Source organism: Halorubrum hochsteinianum (assembly GCF_023702125.1).
Classification (GTDB): Archaea; Halobacteriota; Halobacteria; order Halobacteriales; family Haloferacaceae; genus Halorubrum; species Halorubrum hochsteinianum.
Genome location: NZ_CP098415.1, coordinates 517,656 through 544,016, shown reverse-complemented (window position 1 = coordinate 544,016; position 26,361 = coordinate 517,656). Strand labels below are relative to the sequence as shown.

At 71.3% G+C, this 26,361-nt stretch carries 28 protein-coding genes; 13 read left to right on the top strand and 15 right to left on the bottom strand.

Translation table 11 applies throughout. The annotated features are described in order from the left end of the window. Nucleotides 1–46: 46 nt before the first annotated feature. The 4 genes from NAF06_RS02655 to NAF06_RS02640 form a co-directional block, all read right to left on the bottom strand. Nucleotides 47–364 carry a DUF7312 domain-containing protein gene (locus tag NAF06_RS02655; RefSeq protein ID WP_008581805.1) on the bottom strand — a complete coding sequence of 106 codons (318 nt, stop codon included), beginning with the start codon at nt 362–364 and terminating at the stop codon, nt 47–49. Nucleotides 365–434: 70 nt separating this feature from the next. Then, the gene (gene pyk, locus NAF06_RS02650) at nt 435–2,192 is read right to left on the bottom strand and encodes a pyruvate kinase (protein WP_008581801.1); all 1,758 of its coding nucleotides are present in this window, start codon (nt 2,190–2,192) and stop codon (nt 435–437) included. A 635-nt stretch (nt 2,193–2,827) separates the two neighbouring features. Beyond that, nucleotides 2,828–3,763 (bottom strand): thiazole biosynthesis protein, encoded by a 936-nt coding sequence (locus tag NAF06_RS02645; RefSeq protein WP_008581800.1) that lies wholly within the window; start codon nt 3,761–3,763, stop codon nt 2,828–2,830. Nucleotides 3,764–3,997: 234 nt separating this feature from the next. Further along, nucleotides 3,998–5,446: a sensor histidine kinase gene (locus tag NAF06_RS02640; protein ID WP_008581797.1), complete on the bottom strand. Its 1,449-nt coding sequence runs from the start codon at nt 5,444–5,446 to the stop codon at nt 3,998–4,000. A gap of 230 nt (nt 5,447–5,676) precedes the next feature. Here NAF06_RS02640 and NAF06_RS02635 point away from each other — a divergent pair, with 230 nt between their 5' ends. The 6 genes from NAF06_RS02635 to NAF06_RS02610 all read left to right on the top strand — a co-directional run bounded on the left by NAF06_RS02635 (nt 5,677) and on the right by NAF06_RS02610 (nt 7,473). Beyond that, the gene (locus NAF06_RS02635) at nt 5,677–5,943 is read left to right on the top strand and encodes an eL43 family ribosomal protein (protein ID WP_008581793.1); all 267 of its coding nucleotides are present in this window, start codon (nt 5,677–5,679) and stop codon (nt 5,941–5,943) included. A 4-nt stretch (nt 5,944–5,947) separates the two neighbouring features. Then, nucleotides 5,948–6,082 (top strand): DNA-directed RNA polymerase subunit P, encoded by a 135-nt coding sequence (locus tag NAF06_RS02630; protein WP_004049526.1) that lies wholly within the window; start codon nt 5,948–5,950, stop codon nt 6,080–6,082. A 20-nt stretch (nt 6,083–6,102) separates the two neighbouring features. Then, nucleotides 6,103–6,366 (top strand): KEOPS complex subunit Pcc1, encoded by a 264-nt coding sequence (locus NAF06_RS02625; protein ID WP_008581790.1) that lies wholly within the window; start codon nt 6,103–6,105, stop codon nt 6,364–6,366. Nucleotides 6,367–6,480: 114 nt separating this feature from the next. Next, nucleotides 6,481–6,867 (top strand): prefoldin subunit beta, encoded by a 387-nt coding sequence (locus tag NAF06_RS02620; protein ID WP_008581788.1) that lies wholly within the window; start codon nt 6,481–6,483, stop codon nt 6,865–6,867. A 4-nt stretch (nt 6,868–6,871) separates the two neighbouring features. Next, nucleotides 6,872–7,156: a DUF3194 domain-containing protein gene (locus tag NAF06_RS02615; protein WP_008581787.1), complete on the top strand. Its 285-nt coding sequence runs from the start codon at nt 6,872–6,874 to the stop codon at nt 7,154–7,156. Nucleotides 7,157–7,275: 119 nt separating this feature from the next. Beyond that, complete coding sequence (locus tag NAF06_RS02610; RefSeq protein ID WP_008581786.1) at nt 7,276–7,473, top strand: HVO_0649 family zinc finger protein; 198 nt, start codon at nt 7,276–7,278, stop codon at nt 7,471–7,473. A gap of 36 nt (nt 7,474–7,509) precedes the next feature. Here NAF06_RS02610 and NAF06_RS02605 read toward each other — a convergent pair whose 3' ends face one another. The 5 genes from NAF06_RS02605 to NAF06_RS02585 all read right to left on the bottom strand — a co-directional run bounded on the left by NAF06_RS02605 (nt 7,510) and on the right by NAF06_RS02585 (nt 12,644). Next, nucleotides 7,510–8,064: a GMP synthase subunit A gene (locus NAF06_RS02605; RefSeq protein WP_008581785.1), complete on the bottom strand. Its 555-nt coding sequence runs from the start codon at nt 8,062–8,064 to the stop codon at nt 7,510–7,512. Between the two features lie 104 nt (nt 8,065–8,168). Then, nucleotides 8,169–9,632, bottom strand: a complete 1,464-nt coding sequence (truD, locus tag NAF06_RS02600) for a tRNA pseudouridine(13) synthase TruD (RefSeq protein ID WP_008581784.1) — start codon at nt 9,630–9,632, stop codon at nt 8,169–8,171. After that, nucleotides 9,633–9,971 carry a peptidyl-tRNA hydrolase Pth2 gene (gene pth2 / locus NAF06_RS02595; RefSeq protein ID WP_008581783.1) on the bottom strand — a complete coding sequence of 113 codons (339 nt, stop codon included), beginning with the start codon at nt 9,969–9,971 and terminating at the stop codon, nt 9,633–9,635. Nucleotides 9,972–10,097: 126 nt separating this feature from the next. Beyond that, nucleotides 10,098–10,916, bottom strand: a complete 819-nt coding sequence (locus NAF06_RS02590; protein WP_008581782.1) for a bacteriorhodopsin — start codon at nt 10,914–10,916, stop codon at nt 10,098–10,100. 195 nt (nt 10,917–11,111) lie between these two features. After that, on the bottom strand, nt 11,112–12,644 hold the full coding sequence (locus tag NAF06_RS02585; protein WP_049908597.1) for a phytoene desaturase family protein: 1,533 nt from the start codon (nt 12,642–12,644) through the stop codon (nt 11,112–11,114). A 134-nt stretch (nt 12,645–12,778) separates the two neighbouring features. Between NAF06_RS02585 and NAF06_RS02580 the strand changes: the two genes are divergently transcribed. The 6 genes from NAF06_RS02580 (at nt 12,779) to NAF06_RS02555 (ending at nt 19,028) form a co-directional block, all read left to right on the top strand. Then, nucleotides 12,779–13,645, top strand: coding sequence for a helix-turn-helix domain-containing protein (locus tag NAF06_RS02580; protein ID WP_008581778.1), 867 nt, complete (start codon nt 12,779–12,781; stop codon nt 13,643–13,645). Between the two features lie 92 nt (nt 13,646–13,737). Next, on the top strand, nt 13,738–14,163 hold the full coding sequence (locus NAF06_RS02575) for a plastocyanin/azurin family copper-binding protein (RefSeq protein ID WP_008581777.1): 426 nt from the start codon (nt 13,738–13,740) through the stop codon (nt 14,161–14,163). Nucleotides 14,164–14,172: 9 nt separating this feature from the next. Next, nucleotides 14,173–15,009, top strand: a complete 837-nt coding sequence (locus NAF06_RS02570; RefSeq protein WP_008581776.1) for a sulfite exporter TauE/SafE family protein — start codon at nt 14,173–14,175, stop codon at nt 15,007–15,009. A 1-nt stretch (nt 15,010) separates the two neighbouring features. After that, on the top strand, nt 15,011–17,584 hold the full coding sequence (locus NAF06_RS02565) for a heavy metal translocating P-type ATPase (RefSeq protein WP_008581775.1): 2,574 nt from the start codon (nt 15,011–15,013) through the stop codon (nt 17,582–17,584). A gap of 73 nt (nt 17,585–17,657) precedes the next feature. After that, nucleotides 17,658–18,104, top strand: a complete 447-nt coding sequence (locus NAF06_RS02560) for a hypothetical protein (protein WP_008581774.1) — start codon at nt 17,658–17,660, stop codon at nt 18,102–18,104. Between the two features lie 138 nt (nt 18,105–18,242). Next, nucleotides 18,243–19,028, top strand: a complete 786-nt coding sequence (locus NAF06_RS02555; RefSeq protein ID WP_008581773.1) for an aldo/keto reductase — start codon at nt 18,243–18,245, stop codon at nt 19,026–19,028. A gap of 60 nt (nt 19,029–19,088) precedes the next feature. On the opposite strand, the gene NAF06_RS02550 is transcribed toward NAF06_RS02555, so the two are convergent. From NAF06_RS02550 to NAF06_RS02535, 4 genes are all read right to left on the bottom strand, one after another. Further along, nucleotides 19,089–20,483 carry a PAS domain-containing sensor histidine kinase gene (locus NAF06_RS02550; protein ID WP_008581772.1) on the bottom strand — a complete coding sequence of 465 codons (1,395 nt, stop codon included), beginning with the start codon at nt 20,481–20,483 and terminating at the stop codon, nt 19,089–19,091. A gap of 149 nt (nt 20,484–20,632) precedes the next feature. Then, entirely contained in the window at nt 20,633–20,872 is a 240-nt protein-coding gene (locus NAF06_RS02545; RefSeq protein WP_008581771.1) for a hypothetical protein, read from the bottom strand. Nucleotides 20,873–20,911: 39 nt separating this feature from the next. Beyond that, complete coding sequence (locus tag NAF06_RS02540; protein WP_160162864.1) at nt 20,912–21,073, bottom strand: hypothetical protein; 162 nt, start codon at nt 21,071–21,073, stop codon at nt 20,912–20,914. A gap of 336 nt (nt 21,074–21,409) precedes the next feature. Next, the gene (locus NAF06_RS02535; protein ID WP_008581769.1) at nt 21,410–23,215 is read right to left on the bottom strand and encodes a S9 family peptidase; all 1,806 of its coding nucleotides are present in this window, start codon (nt 23,213–23,215) and stop codon (nt 21,410–21,412) included. A gap of 151 nt (nt 23,216–23,366) precedes the next feature. On the opposite strand from NAF06_RS02535, the gene NAF06_RS02530 reads away from it, so the two are divergent. Further along, complete coding sequence (locus NAF06_RS02530) at nt 23,367–24,416, top strand: glycosyltransferase family 4 protein (protein WP_008581767.1); 1,050 nt, start codon at nt 23,367–23,369, stop codon at nt 24,414–24,416. 52 nt (nt 24,417–24,468) lie between these two features. Here the strand turns inward: NAF06_RS02530 and NAF06_RS02525 are convergent, their stop codons facing one another. After that, nucleotides 24,469–25,104 (bottom strand): halocyanin domain-containing protein, encoded by a 636-nt coding sequence (locus tag NAF06_RS02525; protein ID WP_008581766.1) that lies wholly within the window; start codon nt 25,102–25,104, stop codon nt 24,469–24,471. A gap of 114 nt (nt 25,105–25,218) precedes the next feature. After that, nucleotides 25,219–26,304 carry a tyrosine decarboxylase MfnA gene (gene mfnA / locus NAF06_RS02520; protein WP_008581765.1) on the bottom strand — a complete coding sequence of 362 codons (1,086 nt, stop codon included), beginning with the start codon at nt 26,302–26,304 and terminating at the stop codon, nt 25,219–25,221. Nucleotides 26,305–26,361 lie beyond the last annotated feature (57 nt).

The following is a 26,361-nucleotide window of genomic DNA, read 5'->3' as shown; positions in this document are numbered from 1 at the left end:
AAGCGGTGGTGCGGCGGCGCGGTGCGCGCGACCGCGCCGGTCGCGCTCAGAACCCGACGACGAGGACGCCGACCGTGAGCGCCACGCCGAGGACGACGAAGACCGCGTGTTCGAGGGTGACGTCTCCCGGCTCTATCGGCTCGCTCTCCGGCGTGGCGGTGTCCTCGGTGACGCCGTCCGGCCCGACCTCGTCGATCGAGAAGCGCCACTCTCCCCCGTCGCCCTCGGCGTCGCCGGGAGTCTCGTCGCCGGCGTCGTTGGCCCGACTCCTGTCGCCGGAGACCGGGGCGTCGTCGCGGGCACCGTCGCCGGCGTCGGCGGCCGGTCCCTCGTCGCGGGCGCGGTCGCCGGATTCGTCGCTCATGGACGCACGTAGGCGGTTCCGTAATAAATGGCTGGCGGGCGGTCGACGCGCGCCGGCGCGGGGCCGGTGGTTACCGCTCCCGGGCGGCGGCGATCACGTCGCCGTCGTACACGACGCCGCGCTCCCCGTCGACGGTCACCGTGGTCCCGTCGACGACCGACTCGGGCAGGCGAGCGCCGGAGACCATCGGGACGCCGAGCTCCCGGGCGACGACGGCCGGGTAGCCGGTCATCCCCTCGCGGGCGTCGACGATGCTGGCGATCCGGTCGAGGTCCCCGGAGAACTCCCCGTCGAAGTCGGAGCCGATCGCGACCACGGACCCGTCCGGCAGCGCGTCGATGTCGCCGTCCTCGGTCCGGTGGACCGGCGCGGCGACGCGGCCGGCGACGACCGCCTTGCCGGTCACGAGCGTCTCGGCGGCGACGTGGACCTTCAGGGTGTTCGTCGTGTTCGTCCCCTCGAACTCGGTGAGCATGCCGGAGAGGACGACGAGCGTGTCGCCGGACGCGGCCCCGCCGCGGTCGAGCGCGGCGTCGACCGCGTTGTCGAGGATCCCCTCCATGTCGTCCGCGTACTCGGTCAAGACGGGGCGGACCCCCCACGAGAGCGCGAGCTGGCGACGGACGCGGTCGCTCGGCGTCGTCGCGACGACCGGGACGCCCGGCCGGAACATGGCGGTCTTGCGCGCGGTGAAGCCCGACTCGGAGACGGCGACCACCGTCGACGCGCCGATGTCGCGCGCGAGGTAGCGCGCCGAGCGGGCCAGCGCCTCCGTGCGCGACCCCTCGTCCGCGGTCGGGACGCGCTGCTCGCGCGTCTCGGCGTACTCGTCGCTGGACTCGACCTGCCGGACGATCCGGTCCATCGTCTCGACGACGTTCACGGGGTCCTCGCCGACCGCGGTCTCGCCGGATAACATTACGGCGTCCGTCCCGTCGAGGACGGCGTTCGCCACGTCGGAGGCCTCGGCGCGGGTCGGCCGACGCGAGGAGACCATCGAGTCGAGCATCTCCGTCGCGGTGATGACGGGCACGCCCTCGTTGACGCAGGTGCGGATGATCCGCTTCTGGATCACCGGCACGTCCTCCAGCGGGCACTCGACGCCGAGGTCGCCGCGGGCGACCATCACGCCGTCTGCGGCGTCGACGATTCCCTCCAAGTTCTCGACCGCGCCGGCGCGCTCGATCTTGGCGACGATCGGGATGTCGTCGCCGCCGCGAGCCTCCAGTTCGTCGGCGATCTGGTACACGTCGTCGGCGTCGCGGACGAAGGAGGCGGCGACGAAGTCCGCGTCGGTCCGCGCCGCGAGGTCGAGTTCGGCCTCGTCTTCGGGGGTGATCAGGTCGACGTCGATGGCGACGCCCGGGAGGTTCACGCCCTTCCGCGACCCCAGCTTCCCGCCGGAGCGGACGGTCGCGACCACGGACTCGCCGTCGACGCGCTCGACGCGGCACTCGATCCGGCCGTCGTCTAAGAGGATCGTGTCGCCCGGGCCGGCCGCGGCGATGGAGTGCGTGAGGCCGACGCGCTCGGGGGTGGCGTCGTCGCCTTCCTCGAAGGCCACTTCCGAGCCCTCCGCGAGGTGGATCGGCTCGTCGATCTCGGCGGTCCGGACCTCCGGGCCCTTCAGGTCGACCATCACCGCGAGGGGGTCGTCGATCTCGTCGTCGACCGCTCGGGCGCGCTCGATCACCGTCTCCCGGTGGTCGGTCGTTCCGTGGCTGGCGTTGAGTCGGACGACGGACATCCCCGCCTCCGCGAGGCCGCGGATCGTGTCCCGGTCGTCCGAGGCGGGACCGATCGTACAGACGATCTTGGCGTTGCGCATGTCGCCGGGTTCGCGGTATGGTCGGAAAAAGGCATCCGGTTGCGTCCCTCTCGCAGGAACGTTCGTGAAAAACGGTCACGCCGCGGATTCCGGGTTCGGGTGTCGCGACGGGTTATCTTTCAACACGCGGTGGCGCGTGCCGGCGAGCGCCCGAAGGGCGCGAGACAGCACGCGCGAGGGACGCGGCGAACGCGAGCGGCGCAGCCGCGAAGCGTGAGCCGCGAGGCTGGGGAGGTGTGAGGTGCGGTGCGGGGGCGGGACTCGAAGGAGCAGCCGCGAGGCCGAAGCACGACGACGCAAGCACCGCAAAGAGCGAACGGAGTGAGCGACTGAGCGCACAGCGAGCCGCGCGAGTCCCGGAACGCGAGCGGGACCACGAAAGACGCAGCGCCGAGCGAAGCGGGGCGACAGTCTTTCGGAGATTCTCGCGGCCGGGGCTTCGGTGGTGTTCGTGTCGACCGGCTGTTTATAAGCGGTTCCTCCGTCGTACAGCCGAGCGACCGGGGTTCGGTGGTCTCGGTCGGAAACGTGATCGCGTCGAAACCGATCTCGCAGTACCGACCGTCTGGAGGGCCGAGGGGCGCGGTCAATACCGCGGCTCGTTTCGGGTCGACCCCGGAACCGCGATCCGAGTCTCAGTCGTCAGCGGGAGCGGGCGCGCCGCCGGTCGACAGCGACACCTCGGGCGCGTCGGTGCCAAGCTCGTCGAGGGCGCTCTGGGCCGCCTTCTTGCCGGAGACCAGCATCGCGCCGAACGTCGGGCCCATCCGCGGGAGGCCGTGGGCGGTCGCGACCGCCATGCCGGACGCGATCAGGCCGTCGTGGACGACGCCGGTGTGCTCGACCACGGCGTCCTCGCTCTCTCCCACCCACATCGAGTCGTGGCCGGGCGAGTCGTGGCCGGGCGCGCCGTACTCGCCGTCCTCGGTCTGGTCCATCCCGGTGTTGTGCTCCTTCGCGTGCTCGATGCCGGGCGCGGAGAGGACGCCGCGCTCGTCGAGCTTGCTGATCGCGACCGCGTCGTGGCCGGTCGCGTCGATGACGAGGTCGGACTCCACCGCGATGGGGTCGACGCAGGTGATCTCTCGGGGCAGCGCGTGGACCGGCGTCCAGTTCATCACGATCCCGCCGACCTCGTGGTCCTCGCGGACGACGAGGTCGGTGAACTCCGTCATGTTCTGGACGCGCGCGCCGGCGTCGCAGGCCGCCTTGATCAGTCCCGAACAGGCCTCCGGCCCCGGCGCGGTGTAGAGGCCGTCGACGTCCTCGACCGGGTCGTAGTCCACGTCGAGGTCGTCGAGGATCTCCTGTGCCGGATCGCGGACCGTCACCGTGTTCATCAGGAACCCGCCGAGCCAGAACCCGCCGCCGAGGTAGTTGTTCTTCTCGACGATCATCACCTTCACGCCGCGCTCGGCCAGTTCCTTCGCGGCCATCAGCCCCGAGGGACCGCCGCCGAGAATGATCACCTCGGAGTCGGTGAAGTCCAGGAAGCCGTCGGTCCACTCGGTGCCGATGGCCCTCGTTACGTCCGTCTCGCTCACGTCCGCGAAGCCGTTGAATCCGTCCATACAACTTAGTAGTATTACTTGGTTGTGAAAGGCGTTGCGGTCCGGCGACGGGTCGTCAATCTCCGAGTGGCCGACGCGGTCGGCCCTCCGATCGACGGGTCCGGACCCGCCGATCGCGCGCCTCGGCTCGCGCTGGCCGGGACGCGACCGGCCGGCGAGCGGCCGCCTCGATCGCGCTCGGAGCACAAAACCGACGGTCGGACCGCGGCGGATGCGAGAAGAGTCGGACTCGGCTCAGACGACGCGCGGCTCTTCGATCTGCGTGTTCGGCTCCGTGTCGAGCGCGAACTCGAACCGAGCGCCGCCCGCGTCGCTCTCCGCCACGTCAACCTTCCACCCGTGCGCGTCGGCGATCCGCTTCACGATCGTCAGTCCGAATCCGGTGCCGTCGGACGCGGTCGTGAACCCCGGCTCGAAGACCGCATCGACCCGTTCCTCGTCGACTCCCGGACCGTCGTCGGCGACGTAGAATCCGCCGGCGTGCTTCCCGACGGTCACCGTCACCGGCGACCGTCCGTGATCGACGGCGTTGCGCAGGAGGTTCTCGACCAGCCGCCGGACCCGAGGCGGGTCGCCGTCGACGACCAGTTCCCCGTCGGGCAGTCGGAGCCCGTCGGCCGGGCAGCCGAACGACTCCCACGCCTCCGACGCGACCGCTCCCACGTCGACCGGCTCGGTGTCCGACACCGTCCGCCCGTCGCGGGCGAGCCGCAGCAGGTCCCGGATCATCCGGTCCATGCGCTCGTGTTCCGATTCGAGCCGATCGAAGTGGTCCTCGTCCCCGTCCGCTCGGGCCAGCTCCGCCGCCGCCTTCGCGTTGTTCAGCGGCGTGCGGAGGTCGTGCGACACGACGGAGGTGAACTCGTCCAGCCGCTCGTTCTGTCGGAGCAGCTCCTCGCGCCGCCGCTGCTCCTCGGAGGCGTCCCGGAGGATGCCGACCGAGCCCCTGAAGTCGTCGTCGAACGGGAGGGCGGCCATGTGGTCGTAACACGGGACCGTCTCCCCGTCTTTCGTCCGGATGTCGACCCCGAACTTCTCCCGCTCCGGTCCGGTCGAAGACACGATGCCCGCGAGCTTCTCGTTGGCCTTCTCCACGTCCGGTTCGGTCTTGATGAGCCCGGGGGGACTCCCGAGGATCTCGTCCCGACTGTAACCGGTGAGCTCGACGAACGCCTCGTTGACGTACTCGAACTCGGCGTCCTCGTTGACGACGTATATCGGGTAGTCGAGCGCCTTCAGAACCGTCGAGTACCGCTCCGACTCGATCTGGCTCCGGAACTCCACCGCCGCGTGTTCGACGCGGTTGGCCAGCCGTCGGATCTGGTCCGGACCGCCCTTCTGAAGGTAGCCCGTGACTCCGGCGTTGATCGCCTCCGCGGCGATCTCCTCGCTCCCCTTCCCGGTGTACAGGATGAACGGGAGGTCCGGGTACTCGTCGCGCACGTCGCAGAGCACCTCCAGTCCGTCCCGTCCCGGCATATCGTAGTCGCTGATCACGCAGTGGAACGTCCCGGACTCGAGGTGGCCGATCACCTCGCCCGGATCGGTCGTCGTGGTGACGTCGACCCCGTCCAACTCCGCGTCGAGGAAGGACTCGGTCAGATCGAGCACCGAAGGGTCGTCGTCGACGTGGAGGATCTCGACCGGCGCGGTCGCCGCCTCGTTGGGGTCCTCGATGGACATGAATCTACAGTAATAAAGGGCTCTACGGCTTAAAAACCTGCGACGAGGAAACCCGTCAAAACGGGCTCACAACAGCCTCAGTCGGCGTTTCTCCGATCCGAACGGTGATAAAAAGATCGAGGGCGGGTCGCAGTCGCAGTGAGGCGGCACGTCGAGCCGCTCCCCGGGGTGCCGACCGACCGCCGCGACTCGTAGCCTTTTTACCCGCGCTGGCGGTAGACGGACTCACTATGGCTGAGGACAAGGCACGAAGCACCGGGAGTGCGGGCCGATTCGGTGCCCGCTACGGCCGGGTCGCGCGCAAGCGGGTCCAGGACATCGAAGAGGAGATGCGCAACGCCACCGTCGACGGCGACGACGTCACGCGCAAGGGCACCGGCATCTGGGTCAACGAGGAGACCGGCGAGACGTTCACGGGCGGCGCGTACCGCCCCGAGACGCCCGGCGGTCGCACCGTCCGCCGCTCCATCCGCGCCGCGCTCGCCGACGAGGAATAGGACGATGAGCTACAAGTGCTCCCGCTGTAAGCGCGACGTCACCCTCGACGAGTACGGCGGCGTGCGCTGCCCGTACTGCGGCCACCGCGTCCTCCTGAAGGAGCGCGGCGGCGACGTGAAGGAAGTCAACGTCGAGTAACGCCGTCTTCTCTTCGGACCGTGACGGCGACGCGACCACACGAGACGGTCCTCTCCGTTACCTACCCCTCAGAGCGACGCGCCCGCGTCGTGGCCGACGCGCTCGGTCCCGAGGTGGGCGAGATCGACGACGCCCGCTCGACCGCGACCGTCGACCGCGACGGGAGCGCGGTCCGCGTCCGCGTCCGCGCCGACGACCTCGTCGCCCTCCGCGCCGGCGTCAACAGCTGGTCGCGCCTCGTTGCGGTCGCCGAACGCGTCGGGACGAGCGCCGATCGGACGTAGCGCGCAGACACCGATAACGGCCTCTTTCGGGGCTGTCGCGTCCGCATGGGCCGTCGTCGGAGAAGTCGGGGGTTTTTCCGTCCGGGCCGCGTCCGTCCGTCTATGCAAGGGAATATGCCGCCCGAGGCACAGGAGAAGATAGAGGAGCTGCAGGAGCTTCAGGAGACCGCACAGCAGGTCTCCGAGCAGAAAGAGCAGGCCCAGTCCGCGCTCAACGAGTCCAAGACCGCCCTCGACGCCCTCGAAGACGTCGACGAGGACGCGGGGATGTACCGAGAGATCGGCGAGGTCCTCGTCGAGACGGACTACGAGTCCGCCTACGACGACCTCGAGAACAAGGTCGACTCGCTCGAGGTCCGCGTCGAGCAGCTCGAGAAGCAGGAGGAGCGCGTCGAGGAGCAGTTCGACGAGCTCCAGAGCGAGCTCCAGCAGATGCTCCAGGGCGGCGCTGGCGGCGGCGGCCCGATGGGACCGGGCGGTCCGGGCGCTGGCGGCGCGTAAGGCCGTGACCGACGACGCGAGCGACGCCTCGGAGCCGGTCGACGCGGACGGGCCGGACGACGACGACGTCGTCCGCACCGCCGCGGAGGCGGCCGAGGGGATCGTGTTCAAACACTACGACCAGTCGACCGTGAAGGACCTCGACATCACCGTCACGTTCGAGGACGGCGTCCTCGACGTCGACGTCTACCTCAACGCCCCCGAGGACGCGGATCCGGACCGGGAGGCGGTCGCGCAGGAGGCGGTCGAGACCGCCGGCGAGGCGGTCGACGAGCTGTTCGCGGCGTAGCCGGGCGGCGTCCCGCCCCTTTTCGAGCGACGACGACCCGACTCCGCGGAGCCTCGGCTCCCGCACGCTCCCGATCCCCGTAGTAAACTATTAATAATTACATTGTGTGTCGGCAACACATGTCATCCAGCCACGGCGGAACGACGGCGTTCGACCGGCTCCGCGCTCGACTCGACGGGCAGCCCCACGTCTGCGAGGCGTGCGGCTTCGTCGACGAGGCCGGCGAGTGGGAGGCGGCGACGACCGGCGGGACCGTCGAGTACCGGCGCGAGTGCCCGAGCTGCGGCACGGAGACGGTCCGTCGCCACCGGCTCTGAGGTCGCGGCCGCGGGATCGCAGCCGCGGGGTCGCGTTCAGGCCGACTCGCAGATCGCGACGAAGTTCTCGAAGACCTCCTCGCCGCGCTCGGTGTGGGCGACCTCCGGGTGCCACTGGACGCCGTACAGCCCCGCGTCCGGGTCGGCCATCGCCTCGATGCCGCAGACGTCGGAGGTGGCGGTGCGGTCGAACCCCTCGGGGAGTTCGGTCACCTCGTCGGCGTGGGAGGCCCAGACGCGGGTCTCCGGCGCGAGCGAGCCGACGAGCGGATCCTCGTCGTCGACGATCTCCACGTCGACGTCGGCGTAGCCGCCGTAGTTGCCCGACCCCACCGCGCCGTCGAGCTCGCTGGCGATCAGCTGCATGCCGAGGCAGATCCCGAGGACGGGCGCGTCGCCGTCGAGGTAGTCCGGGGCGTTGCCGACGCGGTCCATGTCCGGCCCGCCCGAGAGGACGATCCCGTCGGCGTCGACCTCGTCGGCCGGCGTCTCCGCCGACACGATCTCGGTGTCGACGCCGATGTCGCGGAGCGCCCGCCGTTCGAGGTGCGTGAACTGGCCGTGGAGGTCGATGACGACGATCCGGGTCATGGAGTCGATTGACGGCTGTCGCACAAAAACGGCTCGGAACGAAGCGCAGTATCGTGGTTATCTCGTCCGACTGAGCCGAACGATAATACACGAACGCGGATCGGTCAGAGGTCGAGCGGCCCCGACTTCGTGAACTCCCGGAGCAGCACGGTCGCGTACGAGCCGCTCGGCAGCGCGAAGCCGAACCGCGGGTCGCCGCCCTCGATCGACACGTCGAGGTCGGTCCGGAGGAGTATCGCCCGCCGGGTCCCCTTCGAGTCGAACTCGCCGGGAAGCGCGAAGTCGCCCGGCTCGATCCCGACGTCTGTGAGGACTTCCCGCTCGATCTCGCCGGGTTCGCCGTCGCCGAGCTCCGTCTCGGTGCCGACGAGCGGCGCGGTGACGAACGCCCGCCCGCGCTCGCAGTGCCGGGCGACGACCTCGACCCGGTCGGCGTCGACCCGCTGGAGCCGGTCCGCGTCCGGCGCGTACAGCTCCTCCGGCGCGCCGCTGTCGGCGAAACAGACCACGTCGCCGGCGACGGGGCGACCGAACGGCAGCCCCCGCCGCAGGCGCTCGCTCACGATCCGATTGAACAGGTACGACTGGGCCGCGTTGACGAACAGCCGCTGGAGGTTCGAGGGGACGGCCTCCAGCGCGTGCCACCAGTCCTCGTTGTCGGCCGGCGCGTCGGGGTCGACCCCGCGGTCGGCGAGCCGGTGGACCATCGAACGCTCGAACCGGAGCTTTCCGGGGATCTCGTCGAGACAGGCCGCCCAGTCGCCGTCGCCCGTGCCGTCGGACTCCACCTCACCGCCCACGCCGAACGCCGCGTCGACGCGGTCGCGCGCGGCCCGCGTGTCGTCCGGCTCCGTCGCCGCCGGGTTGCCCGCGTACAGCCGGACCGCCTCGCGGGGGTCGTTCCGGGCGATCGCCAGCCCGACGACGTGGGTGACCGGCCGCCGGCTGCCGAAGCGCTGCTGGCCGAAGTAGTTCGGGACGCCGACGGTCGCGCGGACCGGGAACGCCGAGTCGGCGGGGGTCTCCGCCGCGTCGCTCCCTTCTGTCTCGCCCGCGAACGCCCGGAGGTCGCGCACCGCGGCGGCGACGCGCTCGGGGGCGTCCTCGACCGCGTCCGCGACCCGGATCTCGAAGGCGTTGCCGGCGAGGTCGCCGAACGAGAGGCTGCGGCCCGCGCGGCCGAGCGCCTCGATCTCGGCCCCGCGGACCTCGGGGAGGTCGTCGGCGTCGACCCCGCGGACCGTGAACAGCTGCGTGGTCACCGCCCGCTTGTCCTTCGTCCCGGCCCACGAGACGCGCTCGCGGCTGACGCCGAGCGCGTCGGAGAGCCGCCGCGCGAAGTCGTTCGTGTCCCAGTCGCGGAGCGTCGCCCGGACCACCAGCTCCGGGTAGCTCCCGGTGTCGGCGTCGAGCGGCTCCGCGTCGAACGCCTCCAGCTCTCGGACCCGGAAGTCGTCCGGCGACTCCCGCAGGCGACCGCCGATCCCGTCCGCGCCGCTGACGTAGTGTTCGATCCCGACCGCCCGCTCCGTCGCGTGTGCCTCGCGGAGCGCGTGTTCGGAGGCCATTCAGTACAGCGAGAGGTCGCCGGTCACGCGGTCGACGCTGTCGTCGCGGGCCGGACCGACCGCGAGCGCGGTGACGGTCCCCGGATCGAGCTGAGTGTGACCGGCGTCGCGAACGATCGCGTACGGCAGTCCCTCCTTGTCCGCCTTGTCGGCCAGCTCGAACAGCTGGCTCTCGGAGTCGCCCTTGAGCACGACCTTCTTCTGTCCCTCCCCCTGCCACTTCTTGCGGGCGCGTCGGCCCGCGTCCTGGTACGCCGACAGCGACGCGTGCGCGACCTGCGCGGCGAGTTTCCCCTCGCCCATGCCGATGTCCGTCCGGGCGACGATGGCCTGTTTCATGTCTCCCCCCACCGCCGCCGCGGGTTTAGCGCTTCCCTCTCGGCGGCCGTGGCTGGGGCCTGTGGACGTGGTACAACAAAAAGGAGATCCGCGAGATCGACCGCGACGACGGGAGCGACCGCGCCGTCAGTCGTCGGCCGGTGCCGCGCCGCCGCGGGAGGCCGCACCGAGTCCCGTGGCCATGTCGGCGACCGTCCGCTCGTTGTCGACGACCCACCGCAGCAGGAGGAACGCGAAGAGGTACTTCGCGATGATGTCCATCCCGCTGTAGGCCCACGAGGTGATCGCGATGTCGAGCACCGCGATCCCCTCGGCACCGAGTGCCCAGAAGATCGGGTAGCCGAGCCAGAGGACGACGGTGAGCACCTTCAGCGTGTTGAAGATGTCCGCGGTGCCGGCGACCTCGGCGTCCTTCGCCCACTCCGCGAGCAGGATGTACAGGACGACGACGAAGAACGCGCAGCTGATCCCGTACCAGACCCACCGCAGGAGGTACGAGGAGGTGGTCAGCGCGGCCGCCAGCCCGGTGATACACATCCCGACGTCGGCCACCACGGCGGTGAACAGCTTGCTCAGGTTCGACCCGGCGAGGAGGCCGAGCGCGATCAGGATCATCGGCGTCGAGAACGCCCACGTGAGGTAGCGCCCCCACGGGGTGAACACGCCGCCCTCCGGGCCGGCCCCGGCCCCGGCGAGCGCGTGACCCGCCGGCATTTCGAGGAATCCAACTGTGAGTCCGGAGACGAGGCCCGTGTAGCTGGATATCGACACCAGCGGTACCATCAGCGTCGCCACGAAGATCAGCTGCGCGCGCGGGTCCTCGACGTTTCGCCCCATGTAGACGAACAGGAGGATGGAGAGGCCCGCGAGCGCGATGTTCACCCACAGCGACGCGCTCAGGAGGGTGTTGTCCTGAATGAACTGGAATATCTCGGTCTGCGTCATTTCGAGCGGGACTGTTCCGCTTGCGAGTAAGTCAGCCGCTGCTGTTTCGATCATGCGTCGTTCGAAAACAACGTGGCGAATTTATTAAATGTACTAACCTGACTGGTAAGGGTTTCTTGACTGATTCCGATCTCTGCGGTGCTTATTCGAAATAATCCGTTTTCTCGGAGAAAGAGTGGACGATCGTTTCCCTTCTCACCGCCCGACCAGCGGGAGGCGGTCGAGCGGCCCGCCGGCGACGTCGGCCGCGACCGCGTCCGCGCAGTGTTCGCCGCCGAGCAGACACATGGGCACGCCGATCCCCGGATTGGCGCTCCCGCCGACGTAGTAGAGCCGGTCCGTCCCCCGGACGCGCGGTCCCGGTCGGAGCGGTCCGGTCTGTCGCATGGTGTGCGCGAGGCCGAGCGCGCTCCCGCCGGGCTGGTCGAACCGGTCCGCGAACTCGGAGACGCACGCCGACTCCTCGACGACGATCCGGTCGCGGAGGTCGACGCCGGTCCGCGACGCCACCGCCTCCAAGACGCGGTCCCGGAGCGCCCGCCGCCGCTCGGGCGTGTCGTCGAGCCCCGGCGCGAGCGGGACGAGCGTCACGACCGCCTCGTGGCCGTCGGGCGCGACCGACGGGTCCGTCCGCGACGGCACGTTCACGTACACCACCGGCTCGGTGTCATCGGTCGGCCACGCGGGGTCGTCGAATATCGCCTCGAAGTGCGGGTCCCAGTCCGTCGGGAGCGCGAGGGTATGGTGTTCCAGTTCCGGTAGCTCCCCCTCGACGCCGAGGTACAGCAGGTGCGCCGCGGGGCCGTAGGTCCGCCGCTCCCAGTAGTCGCCGAGCCGCGGCACCGTCCCCTCTGGGAGCAGTTCGCGCTCGACGTGCGCCGGCGGCGCGTTACAGACCACCCGGTCGTGGACGTATCGGTCCCCGCCGAGTTCGACGCCGACGCCGTCGTCGAGCGGCTCCAGTCCCGTCACCGAGACCCCCGTGTGAACGTCCGCCCCGGCGTCGTGCGCGACCGTTTCGACCGCCTCGACGACCTCGTACATCCCGCCCTGCGGGTAGTAGACGCCCAGGCCGTAGTCGACGTGGCTCATCAGCTGGTACAGCGCCGGCGTGTTGTGCGGCGACCCCCCGAGGAACACGAGCGTGTACTCCAGCAGCTGTCGCAGCTTCGGGTGGTCGACGTACGAGCGCACCCGCTCGTCGAGGCTGGAGAGCAGGTCCAGCTCCCGCCCGCCGGCGACGACATCGAGCGAGAGGTAGTCGCGGAACCGCGACCGGCCGGGGAGTACGAACCGCTTCATCCCGGCGTCGTACGCCCGCTCCGCGTCGTCGAGGTACTCCTGGAAGGCGTCGCCCGCCCCCGCCTCGTACGACTCGAACAGGTCGGCCGCCGCCGCCGGGTCGGCGGGCACGTCGGCGCGGTCGCCGTCGTCCCAGAACACGCGGTAGTGCGGGTCGAGTCGCTCTAACTCGTAGAACTCCGCCGGCGACCGGCCGAAGTCATCGAAGAACCGCTCGAACAGCTCCGGCAGCAGGTACCACGACGGTCCGGTGTCGAACCGGAACCCGTCGACTTCGAGCCGCCCGGCCACCCCGCCGACGCGCTCGGCGCGCTCGTACACCGTCACCTCCGCGCCGGCGGCCGCGAGGTACGCGGCCGCCGAGAGCCCCCCGATGCCGCCGCCGACGACCCCCACCGACTGCCCACGAAGTGTATCGTCGCTCATGTGTGCGTTACGGGCTCGTCCCGTGTGAGTCGTTGCCAACTCTCGTCGGGATTTTATGAGACCGATCGCCGACCGCCCCCGAGACGTACTCGTTCGGCTCGCTTTTTTTCCCTGTTGGACCGCACGATCGAGGTATGGGACGGCGGTCGCAGTCGTCTGACTCCACGCCCGCCAGCGCCGTCGGCTCCGGCTCGACCGGCTCTGCGGGCTCCGACGGCGTCGCCGGTTCGAGCGCGCCCGACGCCGGGTCCCCGGACGCCGGATCGACGAACCCGGAGTCCGGAGACGCCGGACCGGTCGACGCCGCCGGTGACGGCCGCCCGGAGGCGGATTCGAGCCGAAGCGCTTCGGACGCGTCGTCGACCGCGGCGGCGTGCGGCGACGCCGGGGTGCGCGTCGAGGTCGTGGTCCGGGACCCGACGCCGGCCCCGGTCGCGGAGGCGCTGCCGCCGGGGGCAGTCGCCGAGGACGTCGCCCGCGTCCGCGTCGACGGCGGGGTCGTCTCGCAGTTCCGCGCCGACCGCCGGGTCGACGCGGAGCTCGTCTTCGACGGGGGCGACGAACTCGTGTACCGCTGTCGGAGCGGCGCGGCGGGTCCGTTCCCCGCCGACGCCGTCGAGGCGCTCGGCTACCCGGTCTCGTCGGTCACGGTCCGGACGGCACCCGACCGCGTCAGACTGGGGCTGTCGCTGCCGGCGGCCGACCCGCTCGGCGAGGTGATCGACGCGCTGGAGGCGACCGGCGGGTCGGTGCGGCTCGAACGGCTCACCAGCTCCGGCGGGGCCGACACCCGGTCGGATCCGGTCGTCGTCGACCGCGGACGGCTCACGGAGCGACAGCGCGAGGTGATCCGGACCGCCCAGCGGCTCGGCTACTTCGAACACCCCCGCGGGGCGAGCGCGACGGAGGTCGCGGACGCCATCGGCATCGCCCGCGCCACCTTCTCGGAGCACCTCGCGGCGGCGCAGCGGCGCGTCTTCGAGGACCTCGTCGGCGGGTGAGGTCGGGCGCGGTCGGCCGGCGACGGCACATCCCCTTCTCACGCGACGGGGCCGACCGCGATATTGAAACCGTCCAAGCCCCGAGGTGGGGTATGTACCGCAGACGGTTCCTTCGGCGGGCCGGTGCCGTCGGGAGCGCGGCGACGACCGTTGGGCTCGCCGGCTGCGCGGGCGTCGGCGGCGAGCCCGACCACGACGTCGGCATGCTCGCCAGCGCGTACGAGCCGCGGGAGATAACGGTCTCCGTCGGCGAGACCGTCGTCTGGGAGAACACGAGCGCCCGGGCCCACACCGTCACCGCGACTCCGGGCGGGATCCCGGACGCCGCCGAGTTCTTCGCCTCGGGCGGGTTCGACGACTACGAGTCCGCGCTGTCGGGGTGGCAGTCCGACTTCGGCGGCATCCTGGAGAGCGGCGACCGCTTCGAGCACACCTTCACCGTCCCCGGCACGTACGAGTACGTCTGTATCCCCCACCGCGAGGGCGGCATGTACGGGACCGTGATCGTGGAGGAGTGAGCCGCCTCGATGTCCCTCTCGCCGCTCCTCGGAACCGACGTGCTGCTGTTCGCCGCGATCGGGCTGCTCGGCGGCGCGCACTGTATCGGGATGTGCGGGCCGCTCGTTACCGTCTACGCGAGCCGGATGGACGCCGACGCCGGTCGGACCGACGGCGGCGAGGCGGACGCCGCCCGCGGTACGGGCGCGGCGACCGGTCGCGAGGGACACCTGACCACCTACGAGGTCCGCCAGCACGCCTTGTTCAACCTCGGGCGCGCCGCGAGCTACGCGACGATCGGGACCCTCCTCGGCGCGCTCGGCGGCGCGGTCCTCGTCACCACCGCGACCCTGACGGGCGCTGCCGAGGCCGTCCGCGGCGGGGTCGGCCTCCTCGTCGGCGCGGCCGTGATCCTCGTCGGCGTTCGCTACCTCCTCGGGGGCGCGACCGGCGGGGTCCACCTCCCCGGGCTCGAACGCGTCACCGGCTGGCTCGCGGGCCGCGTCGACCGACTCGCGAACGGACCGGGGATCGTCGCGCTCGGCGCGGTCCACGGACTCCTCCCCTGCCCGATCCTCTACCCGGCGTACCTGTACGCGTTCGCGAGCGGCTCCGCGGTCGCGGGCGGCGTCGCGCTCGGCGCGCTCGGGCTGGGGACGATCCCCGCCGTCTTCGCGTACGGCACGCTGATCGAGAGCGTCGACCCCGCCTCCCGCCGTCGGATCCACCGGCTGCTCGGGGCCGCGTTCGTCGCGCTCGGCTACGTCCTGTTCGCGCACGGGCTGATGGCTGTCGGCGTTCACGTGCCACACCCGCGGCTCCCGTTCTGGAACCCGCTCGACGTGGCCGGCGCGGGGGGGATGTGAGATGAGTGGGAGCGCCCCCGCCGCGGGACCGGCCGACGACTCCGGTGCCTGTACCCTCTGTGAACTGCCGACCGAGGGGGCCGACGTGACGGACGAGGACGGCAACGAGTTCTGCTGTGCCGGCTGCCGCGACGTGTACGCCGCCCTCGGCGACGTCGACGTGGACGCCGACGCGGTCCGCGAGCGCCGACGGGAGCGAGGGGACGCCGCGGGCGACGCGGACGGGGGAGACGTCGCCGGCCCGAACGACGCGGGCGACGGCGACCGCGACGTGCCGGACGGCCACGAGGCGACGTTCCTCGAAGTGGACGGAATGCACTGCGCCACCTGCGAGGCGTTCATCGAGACGGTGGCGACCGACGCCGACGGCGTCAGCGCCGCGAGCGCGAGCTACGTCACCGACACGGTGCGCGTCGACCACGACCCGGACGCGGTCTCCGTCGACGACCTCTCGGAGACGGTGAGCGGGCTGGGGTACAGCGCGTACGCCCGCGACGACGCCTTCTCGCGCCGGCAGGCGAGCAACATGGCGACCGCGCGGCTCGCGGCGGGCGTCATCGTCGGGATGGCGGTCATGCTGCAGTACATCGTCCTCATCTACCCGACGTACTTCGCGTTCCCCTTCTACAACGAGCGGACCCTCTCGTACCTCGACGAGGCGTTGGCGTCGACCTCGGGCACGTACTTCTTCATCGTCATCGCCGTGCTGACGACCATCGTCCTGTTTTTCACCGGGAAGCCGATCCTGCGCGGCGCGTACGTCAGCGCCAAGACGCGCTCGCCGAACATGGACCTCCTCGTCGCCATCGCGGCGGTGAGCGCGTACCTCTACAGCACGCTCGCGGTGATCTTCGTCGAGTCGCCCTCGATCTACTACGACGTGACCGTCGCGATCGTCGTGATCGTCACGGTCGGCAACCACTACGAGGACTCGGTGAAGGACCGCGCGACGGCGCTGCTCTCCGAGGTCACCGCGGTCCAGGTCGACGACGCCCGCCGGATGACCGGGAACGGGGAGACGGAATCGGTCGCCGTCGACGCGCTCGAACCGGGCGACCGCCTCCTCGTGCGCGCCGGCGAGCGGATCCCGGTCGACGGCGAGGCGGTGGACGGCGACGCCGCGGTCGACGAGTCGGTCGTCACCGGCGAGTCGCTCCCGGTCCGGAAGGTCGACGGCGACGCGGTCGTCGGCGGCTCCGTCGTGACCGACGGGTCGCTCACGGTCGCGGTCGGCCCGGACGCGACCTCCAGCCTCGACCGCGTCGCGGAGCTCGTCTACGACCTCCAGAGCGGGAACCACGGCGTCCAGAAGCTCGCGGACCGGCTCGCGACGGTGTTCGTCCCCGCCGTCCTCGTCATCGCGGCCGTCGCCGCCGCCGCGTCGCTCGCGCTCGGCGGGAGCGGGACCGACGCGATGCTCGTCGGGCTCACGGTGCTCATCGTCTCGTGTCCGTGCGCGCTCGGACTTGCGACGCCGCTCGCGGTCGCCGCCGGGATCCGCGACGCCCTCGAACGCAACATCGTCGTCTTCGACGACACCGTCTTCGAGCGGATCCGCGAGGCCGACACCGTCGTCTTCGACAAGACGGGGACGCTGACGACCGGCGAGATGCGCCTGACCGCCCGCGAGGTGGACGACGACCTCCTCCGGCTCGCGGCCGCGCTCGAATCGCGGTCCGCGCACCCGGTCGGACAGGCCATCGCCGCGGCGCGGGACGCGGCCGACGCGGTCGACGGCGGTCCGGGCGAGACGCCGAGCGACGGCGCGACCCCGGCGGTCGCGGACGGCGGCGCGGCGGCCACGGACGCGCCGGGCGAGGGGTCCGCCCCCGGCCCGACCGTCGAGTCCTTCGAGAGCCACGCCCGCGGCGTCTCCGGCGTCGTCGACGGGGTCGAGGTGGTCGTCGGCCACCCGGACCTCTTCGACGAGCGCGGGTGGACCGTCCCCGACGCGGTCCGCGAGGCCGTCGACGGCGCGCGCGACGTGGGGCGCGTCCCGGTCGCGGTCGGCCGCGACGGCGCGGCCGAGGGGTTCGTCGTCGTCGGTGACAAACTGCGCGAGGGGTGGGAGGAGACGGTGACGGCGCTCGACGAGTCGGGCGTCGAGGTGATCGTCCTCACCGGCGACGACGAGCGCGCCGCGACGGTCTTCGCCGACCACGACGCCGTCTCGTCGGTGTTCGCCGGCGTGCCCCCGGAGGGGAAAGCCGAGACGGTCGAGCGGCTGAAGGCGCGCGGCGTCACGGTGATGGTCGGCGACGGGACCAACGACGCGCCGGCGCTGGCCGCGGCCGACCTCGGCGTCGCGCTCGGCGGCGGCACCGCGATGGCGGCCGACGCCGCCGACGTGGCCATCGTCGACGACGACCTCGGCTCCGTGGCGACCGTCTTCGAACTCGCGCGCGCGGCCGGCCGGCGCGTGAAGGGGAACATCGGCTGGGCGTTCTGTTACAACGCGGTCGCCATCCCGCTCGCGGCGACCGGCCTGCTCAACCCCCTCTTCGCCGCGGTCGCGATGGGCGCGTCCAGCCTGCTCGTGGTGACGAACTCCTCGCGGGCGCTGCTGTCGGACTGAGGGCGGCGCTCGTCGCGGTCGCGCCCGGCCGCCCACCCGAAGGCACTTCTCGTCGGCGGCCGATCTGCCGCGCATGTCCCTCCACGAGGCCGAGAAGCGCCGGTCCGGTCAGGACGACGCGACGAACCGAGACCCGGACCGTTCCGGTCCCGACGACGCCGCGGACGACGGCCCCGCCCGTCCGACCGGCGTGCCGCTCGTCGCGGCGCTGGGGTTCCTCAGCGGGCTGACGGACCTGCTGACCGCGGTGGCGTTCACGCTCGACGCGCTGCTCCTCCTCGCGGTTCCGATCGGCGCGATCGGGGCCGCGAAGTGGTGGGCCGCCGTCGAACTCGTCCTGTTCCGAGCGCACGGGCTGGGACTTTCGGTGCTGTTCTTCGGGTTCGGCGCTGCGGTGTCGGCGGCCGAACTGCTGTTCGCGGTCGGCACCGGCGGCGGCCTCCGGGCACCGATCGGCGGGCTCGCGCTCGACGTCGCGGTCGTCGGGTACCTGTTCGCGGTCGCCGACGCCTTCGACTGACTCCGGCGGCGCGTCCCGCGGCCGCCGCCCGCGACGCGGTCGCGTCCGCCCCTACCGCAAACTGTTTTCGGCTCACCCGAGTAGACGGGGCCGATGACAGACCAACAGCAGCAGCCCGCGACGCCGACCCGCAACGGGATGCCCGTCTTCGGCCTCGGCACGTGGGAGAACGACGACCCGGCGCAGTGTACCGAATCGGTGGCGAACGCGCTCGACGCCGGCTACCGCCACGTCGACACCGCCCAGATCTACGGCAACGAGGCGGCCGTCGGGAAGGGTATCGCGCAGAGCGACGTCGACCGCGAGGACATCTTCCTCGCGACGAAGGTGTGGATCGACCAGCTGTCGCCCGAAGACGTCGCCTCCTCCACCCGCGAGAGCCTGGAGAAGCTCGGCGTCGACGCGGTCGATCTCCTCTACGTCCACTGGCCGGCCGGGGAGTACGAGCCGGCGGAGACGCTGCCGGCGTTCGCCGAACTGCGCGACGACGGCCTGATCGACCGGATCGGAGTCTCCAACTTCGAGCCGCACCACCTCGACGCGGCGACGGACGCGCTCGGCGAGACGCCGTTCGCGAACCAGGTGGAGATGCACCCGCTGCTCCGGCAGGAGGAGCTCCGCGAGTACGCCGACGACAACGGCGTCGAACTCGTCGCCTACTCGCCGCTGGCCCGCGGCGAGATCCTCGACGACCCCGAGGTCGTCGACATCGCCGAGAAGCACGGCGTCAGCGCGGCGCAGGTGAGCCTCGCGTGGCTCCGCGCGAAGGGCGTCACCGCCATCCCGAAGGCGACCGGGATCGACCACATCCGCGACAACCTCGCGAGCCTCGACCTCGAACTCGACGACGAGGACGTCGCGGCGATCGACGAACTGGGCCGCACCGACCGGCAGCTGAACCCCGACTTCGGCCCGGACTGGTAAGCGCTCTCGTCCGCGATTTCCCCGGGTCGCTCCGAGCGGCCTCCGACGGGGCGGCCCGACTCACTCCCCGCTCGCGGGCAGCCGGATCGTGATCTCGTTGCCCCGCTCGTCGCCGGACTCGACCGCGACGGAGCCGCCCGACAGCTCCACGCTCCAGTAGACGAGCCAGAACCCCAGCCCGCTGCTGTGGTAGACGTCGGTCATGTCGTGGTCGCCGGTGAGGACGTTCGCCTCGACGGCCGGGATCGGCGCGTGGTCGTCCCGGACGACGATCTCGGCCCCGTCTGCGGTGCGTCGGAGGCCGACGGTCACGGTCGGCGCGTCGTCGTCGGCGTGTCGGACCGCGTTCTCGAGGAGTTCGGTCACCGCCGACCGCAGTTCGGCGCGCCCGTCGACCACGACCCGATCGAGCGACGCGACCTCGACCGACGCCGCCGGGAACCGCTCGCGGACGCGCTCGACGCACTCCTCTACCGCCTCGTGGACCGCGATCGGCTCGCCGTTCCGGTGGTCGGTGATGAGCTCGATTATCTCGCGCTCCTTCTCGGCGGTGGCGAGCAGCTGTTCGCCGACGCGGCGGATCACCGCCGTGTGCTCGGTCGACTCCGGGACCGCCGACTCCATCGTCTCCACCGTGCCGAGGATGAGGTTGAGGTCGTTCCGCAGGTTGTGCCGGAGCAGGTTGTCCATCACGACCAGCTGTCGCTCGCGCCGCCGCCGGTCCGTGACGTCCCTGGTGAACCCAGTGATGCGGGCGACCTCGCCGTCGACGGTGATCGGCTCGCCCTGGACCCACACCCAGCGGTTGTAATCCTCGTCGGGGTTCACCCGGTGCTCGACGTCGACCGGGGTCCCCTCGGAGAGCCGTTCCATCGCCTCCCTCACTGCGGGGACGTCGTCGGGGTGGATCGCGTCGAGGAACGCGCTCGGGTCGCCCCGCAGCTCGGCGACCGACGTTCCGTAGATCTCCTCGTACGAGGGGTTCACGAAGAGGAGCTCCGACCAGTCGGCGTTGAACATCCAGAGCACGTCGCTGGAGACCGACGAGATCTCGCCGAGGTGCGCCGCCGTCTCCTCGCGCTCGCGCTCGGCCCGGACGCGGTCGCTGATGTCCCGCGAGCTGACGACGTACCCGTCGAGCGCGTCGTCGGTGAGGTTCGACATGCGGCTCTCCAGCCACACCCACGAGCCGTCGGCGGCCCGGTGGCGGTACTCGACGGTTATCTCGGAGAACTCCTCGGCGGAGAGCGCCTCGCGGAACGCGCTGCTGACCGCCTCCCGGTCGTCCTGATGAATGTACTCGAACGCGTTCTCGCCGACGAGTTCCTCGGGGGAGAAACCGAGGATCCGCTCGGACGCCTCGTTCACGTACGTGAACGTCCCGTCATCGTCGAGGAGGGCAACCTTGTCTTGGGCCTGATCGAGCAACAGCCTGTGTGGATCGGACCCGTCCATCTTCAGAGTGTCTCTCGGCTACGCGTATAACCTCGGCGACCGTTCGGACCCGGTCGACGCCCCCGACGGCCGTGGAATCGGAACGGCCGCGACGAGACGGAACCGACCGTAGTCGCCGGCGAACCGTTCCCCGAGGCGGACGGCCTCTCTCAGTCGTCGCCCTCGGAGAGCGCCTCCCGGATCTCCTCCAGTTTGAAGTACGAGGCGAGGCCGAGTATCGTGACCGGCCACAGGCCGACGAACTGCCCGCGCTGTTTGTCGCCGCGAACGTAGTAGAAGTACAGCGCGAGCGCCACGGACCCCACCGATGCGAACACCGCGGGGCCGAGTCCGTCGCTGCTGACCTCCTCGACCGCATCGACCGCCGTCTCTTCTGTTGTATCGCTCACATTCACCTAACGACCCAGACGATAAAATGTGTTTCCCCGCTAAGACCTACGGCGGAGACTCGGACCGCGCAGTCGGGATAACGCCGACTCGGACCGCTCGCTCCGGAACACGAGCAGAAATATCAGGACCGACAGCGCGATCATGACCGCCGCGAACGCGCGCTCGTCATCGATCATCGTGGGGGCCGATCTCACGGTCATGGCACGCGTACGGCGTCCGGTCTCATATACCCCGGTGTCGGCGGCGGGTCCCGGCGGGTCCGTTACGAACGGTATCCTCCGGGCTCCGCGAGCGCCCCAAACGCCGACGCGCCGTCCATCTCCCGCGAACCGCACGAAGCCATTTGAGGCAGAGGACCGTACCACGGGTATGCGTGACATTGATCCGGACACGCTGATGTTGATCGCGGGCGTGGTGATATCGCTGATAGCGCTGGCGGAACTGTACCCCCTCTGGAAGGGGCGACGGTCCGGCCGACGCTGAGTTCCGACCGCTCCGCGGTATCGACCGGGCGCACGTCGCCCGCGACGCTCCACTCAGACGTGTTCGGCGAGGAAGTCGACGATCCCCCGGTACGCCTCGATCCGGTTCTCCAGCTTCGAGAAGCCGTGTCCCTCGTCGTCGAAGATCAGCTTCCGGACGGGGACGCCCTGCTCGCGGGCCTTCTCGACGATCTGTTCGGCCTCGCTAACGGGCACCCGCGGGTCGTTCTCGCCGTGGAGGACGAAGAGGGGTGCCTCGATCCGGTCGATGTTGTTGATCGGCGAGACGGATTCGAGGAACTCGCGGTCCTCGGCGAGCGAGCCGTACTCCGCCTCGCGCAGCGAGCGCCGCCAGTCGCCGGTGTTCTCCAGGAAGGTGACGAAGTTCGCGATGCCGACGATGTCGACGCCCGCGGCCCACAGGTCGGGGTACTCGGTCACCGACGCGAGCACCATGAAGCCGCCGTAGGAGCCGCCCATCGCGACGACGCGGTCCGGGTCGACCTCCGGGTGGTCGTGGAGCCAGCCGACCCCCTCCCGGACGTCCTTCACCGAGTCCATCCGGTTCTCCACGTCGTCGAGCCCCGAGTACGCCTTCCCATATCCGGAGGAGCCGCGGACGTTCGGCTCGAAGACGGCGTACCCGTTGTTCAGCAGGAACTGCGTGACCGAGGCGAACGAGGGTCGCCGCTGGGACTCCGGCCCGCCGTGGATGTCGACGACGACCGGGTATCCCGACTCGGGCGGCTCCGTCTCCGGCACGGAGAAGAACGCCGGGATGTCCCGCCCGTCGAAGGTGGGGTAGTGGACGAGTTCGCGCTCGACGAACGAGTCGCGCGGAATCCCCGCGGTCGAGGCGCGCGTCCACCGCTCGGTCTCGCCGGTGGCCGCGTCGACGACGTAGACGTTCGCGTTGTGCGTGCTGCCCGTCGCGGTCACCGCGAACCGCTCCCCCCCGGGACCGAAGCTCACGCCGCCGGCGACGCCGTCCGGGAGGTCCGGCTCGGGGAGCTCGTCGACCCGGTCGGGACCCGTCAGCTCGCCGACCGTGAGTTCGGTGTAGCCGTCGACGTTCCGGGAGTAGACCACCCGGCGCGAGTCCTCGTCTATCGCGACGCCGTCGACGTTCCACTCGCCGCCGTCGGCGACGACGGCGAACTCGCCGGTCTCCAGGTCGAGCCGCTCCAAGCGGAGCGTGTCGCTCTCGCGGTCGGTGACGAGGTAGACGCCGTCGCCGTCCGGTCCCCACTCGGGGCCGGAGTACCGCACGTCGCCATCGTGGGGCGTGTGGTGGGTCAGGTCGCCGCTCGCCAGATCGAGCGTGTAGAGGTCGTGGTCGAACGAGGAGTGCGCCTCGTGGACGATCAGGCGGTCGTCGCTCGGCGACCAGCCGGCGACCGAGAGCCAGCCGTCGCCCTCGTGGACCAACTCGGCGTCGTCGCCGGTCTCGTCGCGACCCTGAACGTACACGTCGAAGACCGCCTCGTCGCGGCGGTTCGACGCGAACGCGAACCGGTCGCCGGTCGAGTCCCACCCGCCCCACCGGTGTTTCGCCTCGGGCATCGCCGTCAGCTCCGTGATCGCGCCCGACTCGTAGTCGAGCCGGTACAGCTGCGCGCGCTCGTTGCCGCCCTCGTCCATGCCGAAGACGGCCTCCGACCGCTCCGGCGAGGAGTCGACGAAGGAGACGGACTCCTCGAAGAAGGTGTGCTGTTCCGGCCACGACTCCGCCTCGCGGACCGACCACACCTGTCCCGTCCCGGTCGTGTCGAGGAGGAAGGACAGTCGCCCGTCGGGGCCGAGGTCGGCACCGCCCGCGTTCCGCACGTTGAGGTAGCGCTCGATGTCGTACTGTCGCATGCCACCCGGTTCCGCGCGTGACCGGAAACCGTTTCGGGTGACGGAACCCCGGTCGCGGCCTCGGCTCCGATTCCGCCGCCGACGTACCACCGACGCGATCGCCCGCCCGGATGCCGTGTCTTTTTACCGACCGCCCCCGTGCGGTCGGCGTATGCGCGTCGCGTTCGTCTCGCTCTTCGCCCCCGGTCACGGGGAGACCCCGGCGCGGACGCGAACGCTCCGAACCGCCCGCGGGCTCGCCGACCGCGGCCACGACGTGGTCTGGCTCTGCGCCCGCTGGTGGGGCGGCGACCACGACGCCTTCGACGACGACGGGATCGAGTACCGCTCGGTCACCGCCGAGCCGGCACCGACCGTGTTCGCCGCGAAGCTCCCGGCCGCGCTCCGGCGCGTCGCCCCCGACGTGGTCCACGCCGTCAACAGCCCGCCGACGCCGGCGCTCGCGGCCACGGTCGCGGGGTCGCTCTCGCGGGTTCCGGTCGTCGTCGACTGGTGGCGCGACCACCCGGCCGACGCCCGCCGCTGGTACCGGCCGCTCGCGCGCTGCGCGGACGCCGTGACCACGCCCTCGCGGACCACCAAGACCCGCGTCCGCGAACACGGCGCGGACGGCGGCGACGTGCGCGTCCTCCCCGAGAGCATCGACTTCGATGCGGTCGAGTCGGCGGGCGTCGACGACCGCTTCGACGCGGTGTACGCGCGGCGGCTCGACCGCCACGCCAACGTCGAGACGTTCCTCCTCGGGCTCGCCGAGCTGCGCGGCCGCGACTGGACCGCGGCGGTGATCGGCGACGGCCCCGAGCGCGGGCGCGTCGAGGCCGCCGCCCGCGACCTCCGGATCGACGACCGCGTCGAGTTCCTCGGCGACCTCCCCGCCGAGGAGCGGCTCCCGGTACTCAAGGGAACCCACGTGGCGGTCGCGACCGCGACGTGGGAGACGTTCGCCACAGACCTGCTGTGGGCGGTCGCGTGCGGCTGCGTCGCCCTCGTCGAGTATCAGGCCGATTCGAGCGCGCACGAACTCGTCGAGGGCCGGGAGCGCGGGCGGCTCGTGACGAGTCCGGCGGAGCTGGCCGACGAGTTCGTCGCGGTCGGCGACCTCGAACGCCGGGCGGTCGACCGCGAGTTCGCCGCCTACGACCACGACGCGGTGATCGACCGCTACGTCGCGCTGTACGAGGACCAGATCGACGACGGGTAGGCCGCGACCGCTCGCCGCGGTCGACGGGAAAAACGAGTGACGGCGTCGTGCGTTACGCCTGTTCCTGCCGGGTGATCGACCCGCCGTACTTCATGAAGACGAACGCCAGTCCCAGCGTGCTCACCATCGCGATGAACGTCGCGACGCCCAGCGCCCGGGCGGCGTCCGGGACGAACACCGCGTCCGAACTCCCGCCGCCGACGTCGACCGTGGCGACGTCCTCGCCGACGGCGAGGCCGGCGTGCATGCCGACCGCGGTGTGCGGGACGCAGTGGTAGTGGGTGATGCCGGCGTCTTCGCTCGACGTCTCGTACTCGTAGGTGGCTCCCTCCTCGCCGACCGGGTCGCCGCTGTCGAGGGTGGCCGGGCCGCCGTCCTCGACCGTCTGAACGTTGTGTGCGCCGCCCGCGCCCGTCCACTCCCAGGTGATCGTCGTCCCCTCGTCGACCCACACTAACGTCGGGTCGAACGCGAGGCCCTGGTCGCCCGCGCCGACCGAGATGGTCACCGAGTCCTGCCCGCGGGCGTCCGTGTACGACCCGACGTTGCCTTCGGCCCCGCTCGGCCAGTCGGGTTCCACTTCCTGTGCAGCCGCCGTCCCCGCCGTCGCCGTCGCCGCGCCGGCGGCGGCCGCCGCACCGCCGGCCGTCCGCATGAACGCGCGCCGAGAGACGTCGTCCGAACTCATACTGCCCGGTTCGTGATGACCCGTAGTGAATATGTTGATCCGAACGCGGTGCGGCGGCGGTCGCCGTCCGCCCGCGGCTGCTCCGCCTCCCCCGGGCTCCGCCGCCCCGACCGCTCACCCGCGGATCCGGTCCAGATCGTCGAGGAACGCCCGCAGCGTCGACCGCGTCACGTGCGGCATACAGACGACGCGGAGCTCCCCCGCCCCGGTCCGCGACACCTTCCACCCGGCGTCGCGGAGCGCTGCGAACTCCGACTCCGGGACCGCGGCGGCGACGAGCGGGAGCTCGGGCTCGACCACGTCGTACCCGCGGTCCGCGAGCTCCGCGGCGAGCCAGTCGGCGTGGTCGGCCGCCCGCTCCGCGGCCTCGCGGTAGCCGTCGGGCCACAACGCGTCCATCGCCGCGACCGCGCCGGCGACGCCAGCGCCGCTCCGGGTCCCGGTCAGCGTCGCCTGCGACCGCGACTCCAGATACGGCGTGTCGACCGCGAGCGCGTCGAGCGCGGCGTCCTCCCGGGCCAACAGCCCGCCCGCCGGCACCGGTGCCTGCCCGAACTTGTGGGGGTCGATCGTCAGCGTGTCGACCGCCGCGTCGGCGAACGACCAGTCGTGGTCGGTGAACGGGAGGACGAACCCGCCCCACGCCGCGTCGACGTGGAGCCGCGCCCCCGCCTCCGCGGCGATCGCTGCGAGCTCCGGGATCGGGTCGACCCGGCCGTACTCCGTGGTGCCGGCGACGCCGACGACGAGCGCGGTGACGTCGTCGACCGCGGCCGCGACCGCGTCGGTGTCGGCCCGGTAGTCGTCGTCGACGGGGACGGTCCGCAGCTCCACGTCGAGCAGCTCCGCCGCCTTGGTGAACGAGAAGTGCGCGCTCTCCGGGGCGACGACGTTGACGCCGCGGTCGTCGCGCCCGCCGTCGTGTCGGTTCCGCGCCGACCGCACCGCCTGGACGTTCGCCTCGGTGCCGCCCGAGGTGACGTACCCCGCCGCGTCGCTCGGGGTCGGGTGGTCGGCGAGCGTCGCGAGCCGCTCGACCGCCCGCTCTTCGAGCGCGGCCACGGTCTCGTAGGTGGCGGGGTCGCCGGGGTTCGCGGCGAGGAAGCGCTCGGCGGCCGCCCGCGCGTCGGGGTGCGGCTCGGTGCACATCGAGGAGAGCACCCGGTCGAACGACTGCGGCTCCGGTTCTGGCCGTTGCATTCGCCTCCTATTGCCGGGGGCGGCTCTTACCCGTTCCGCTCCCGGCCGCGGCGGAGG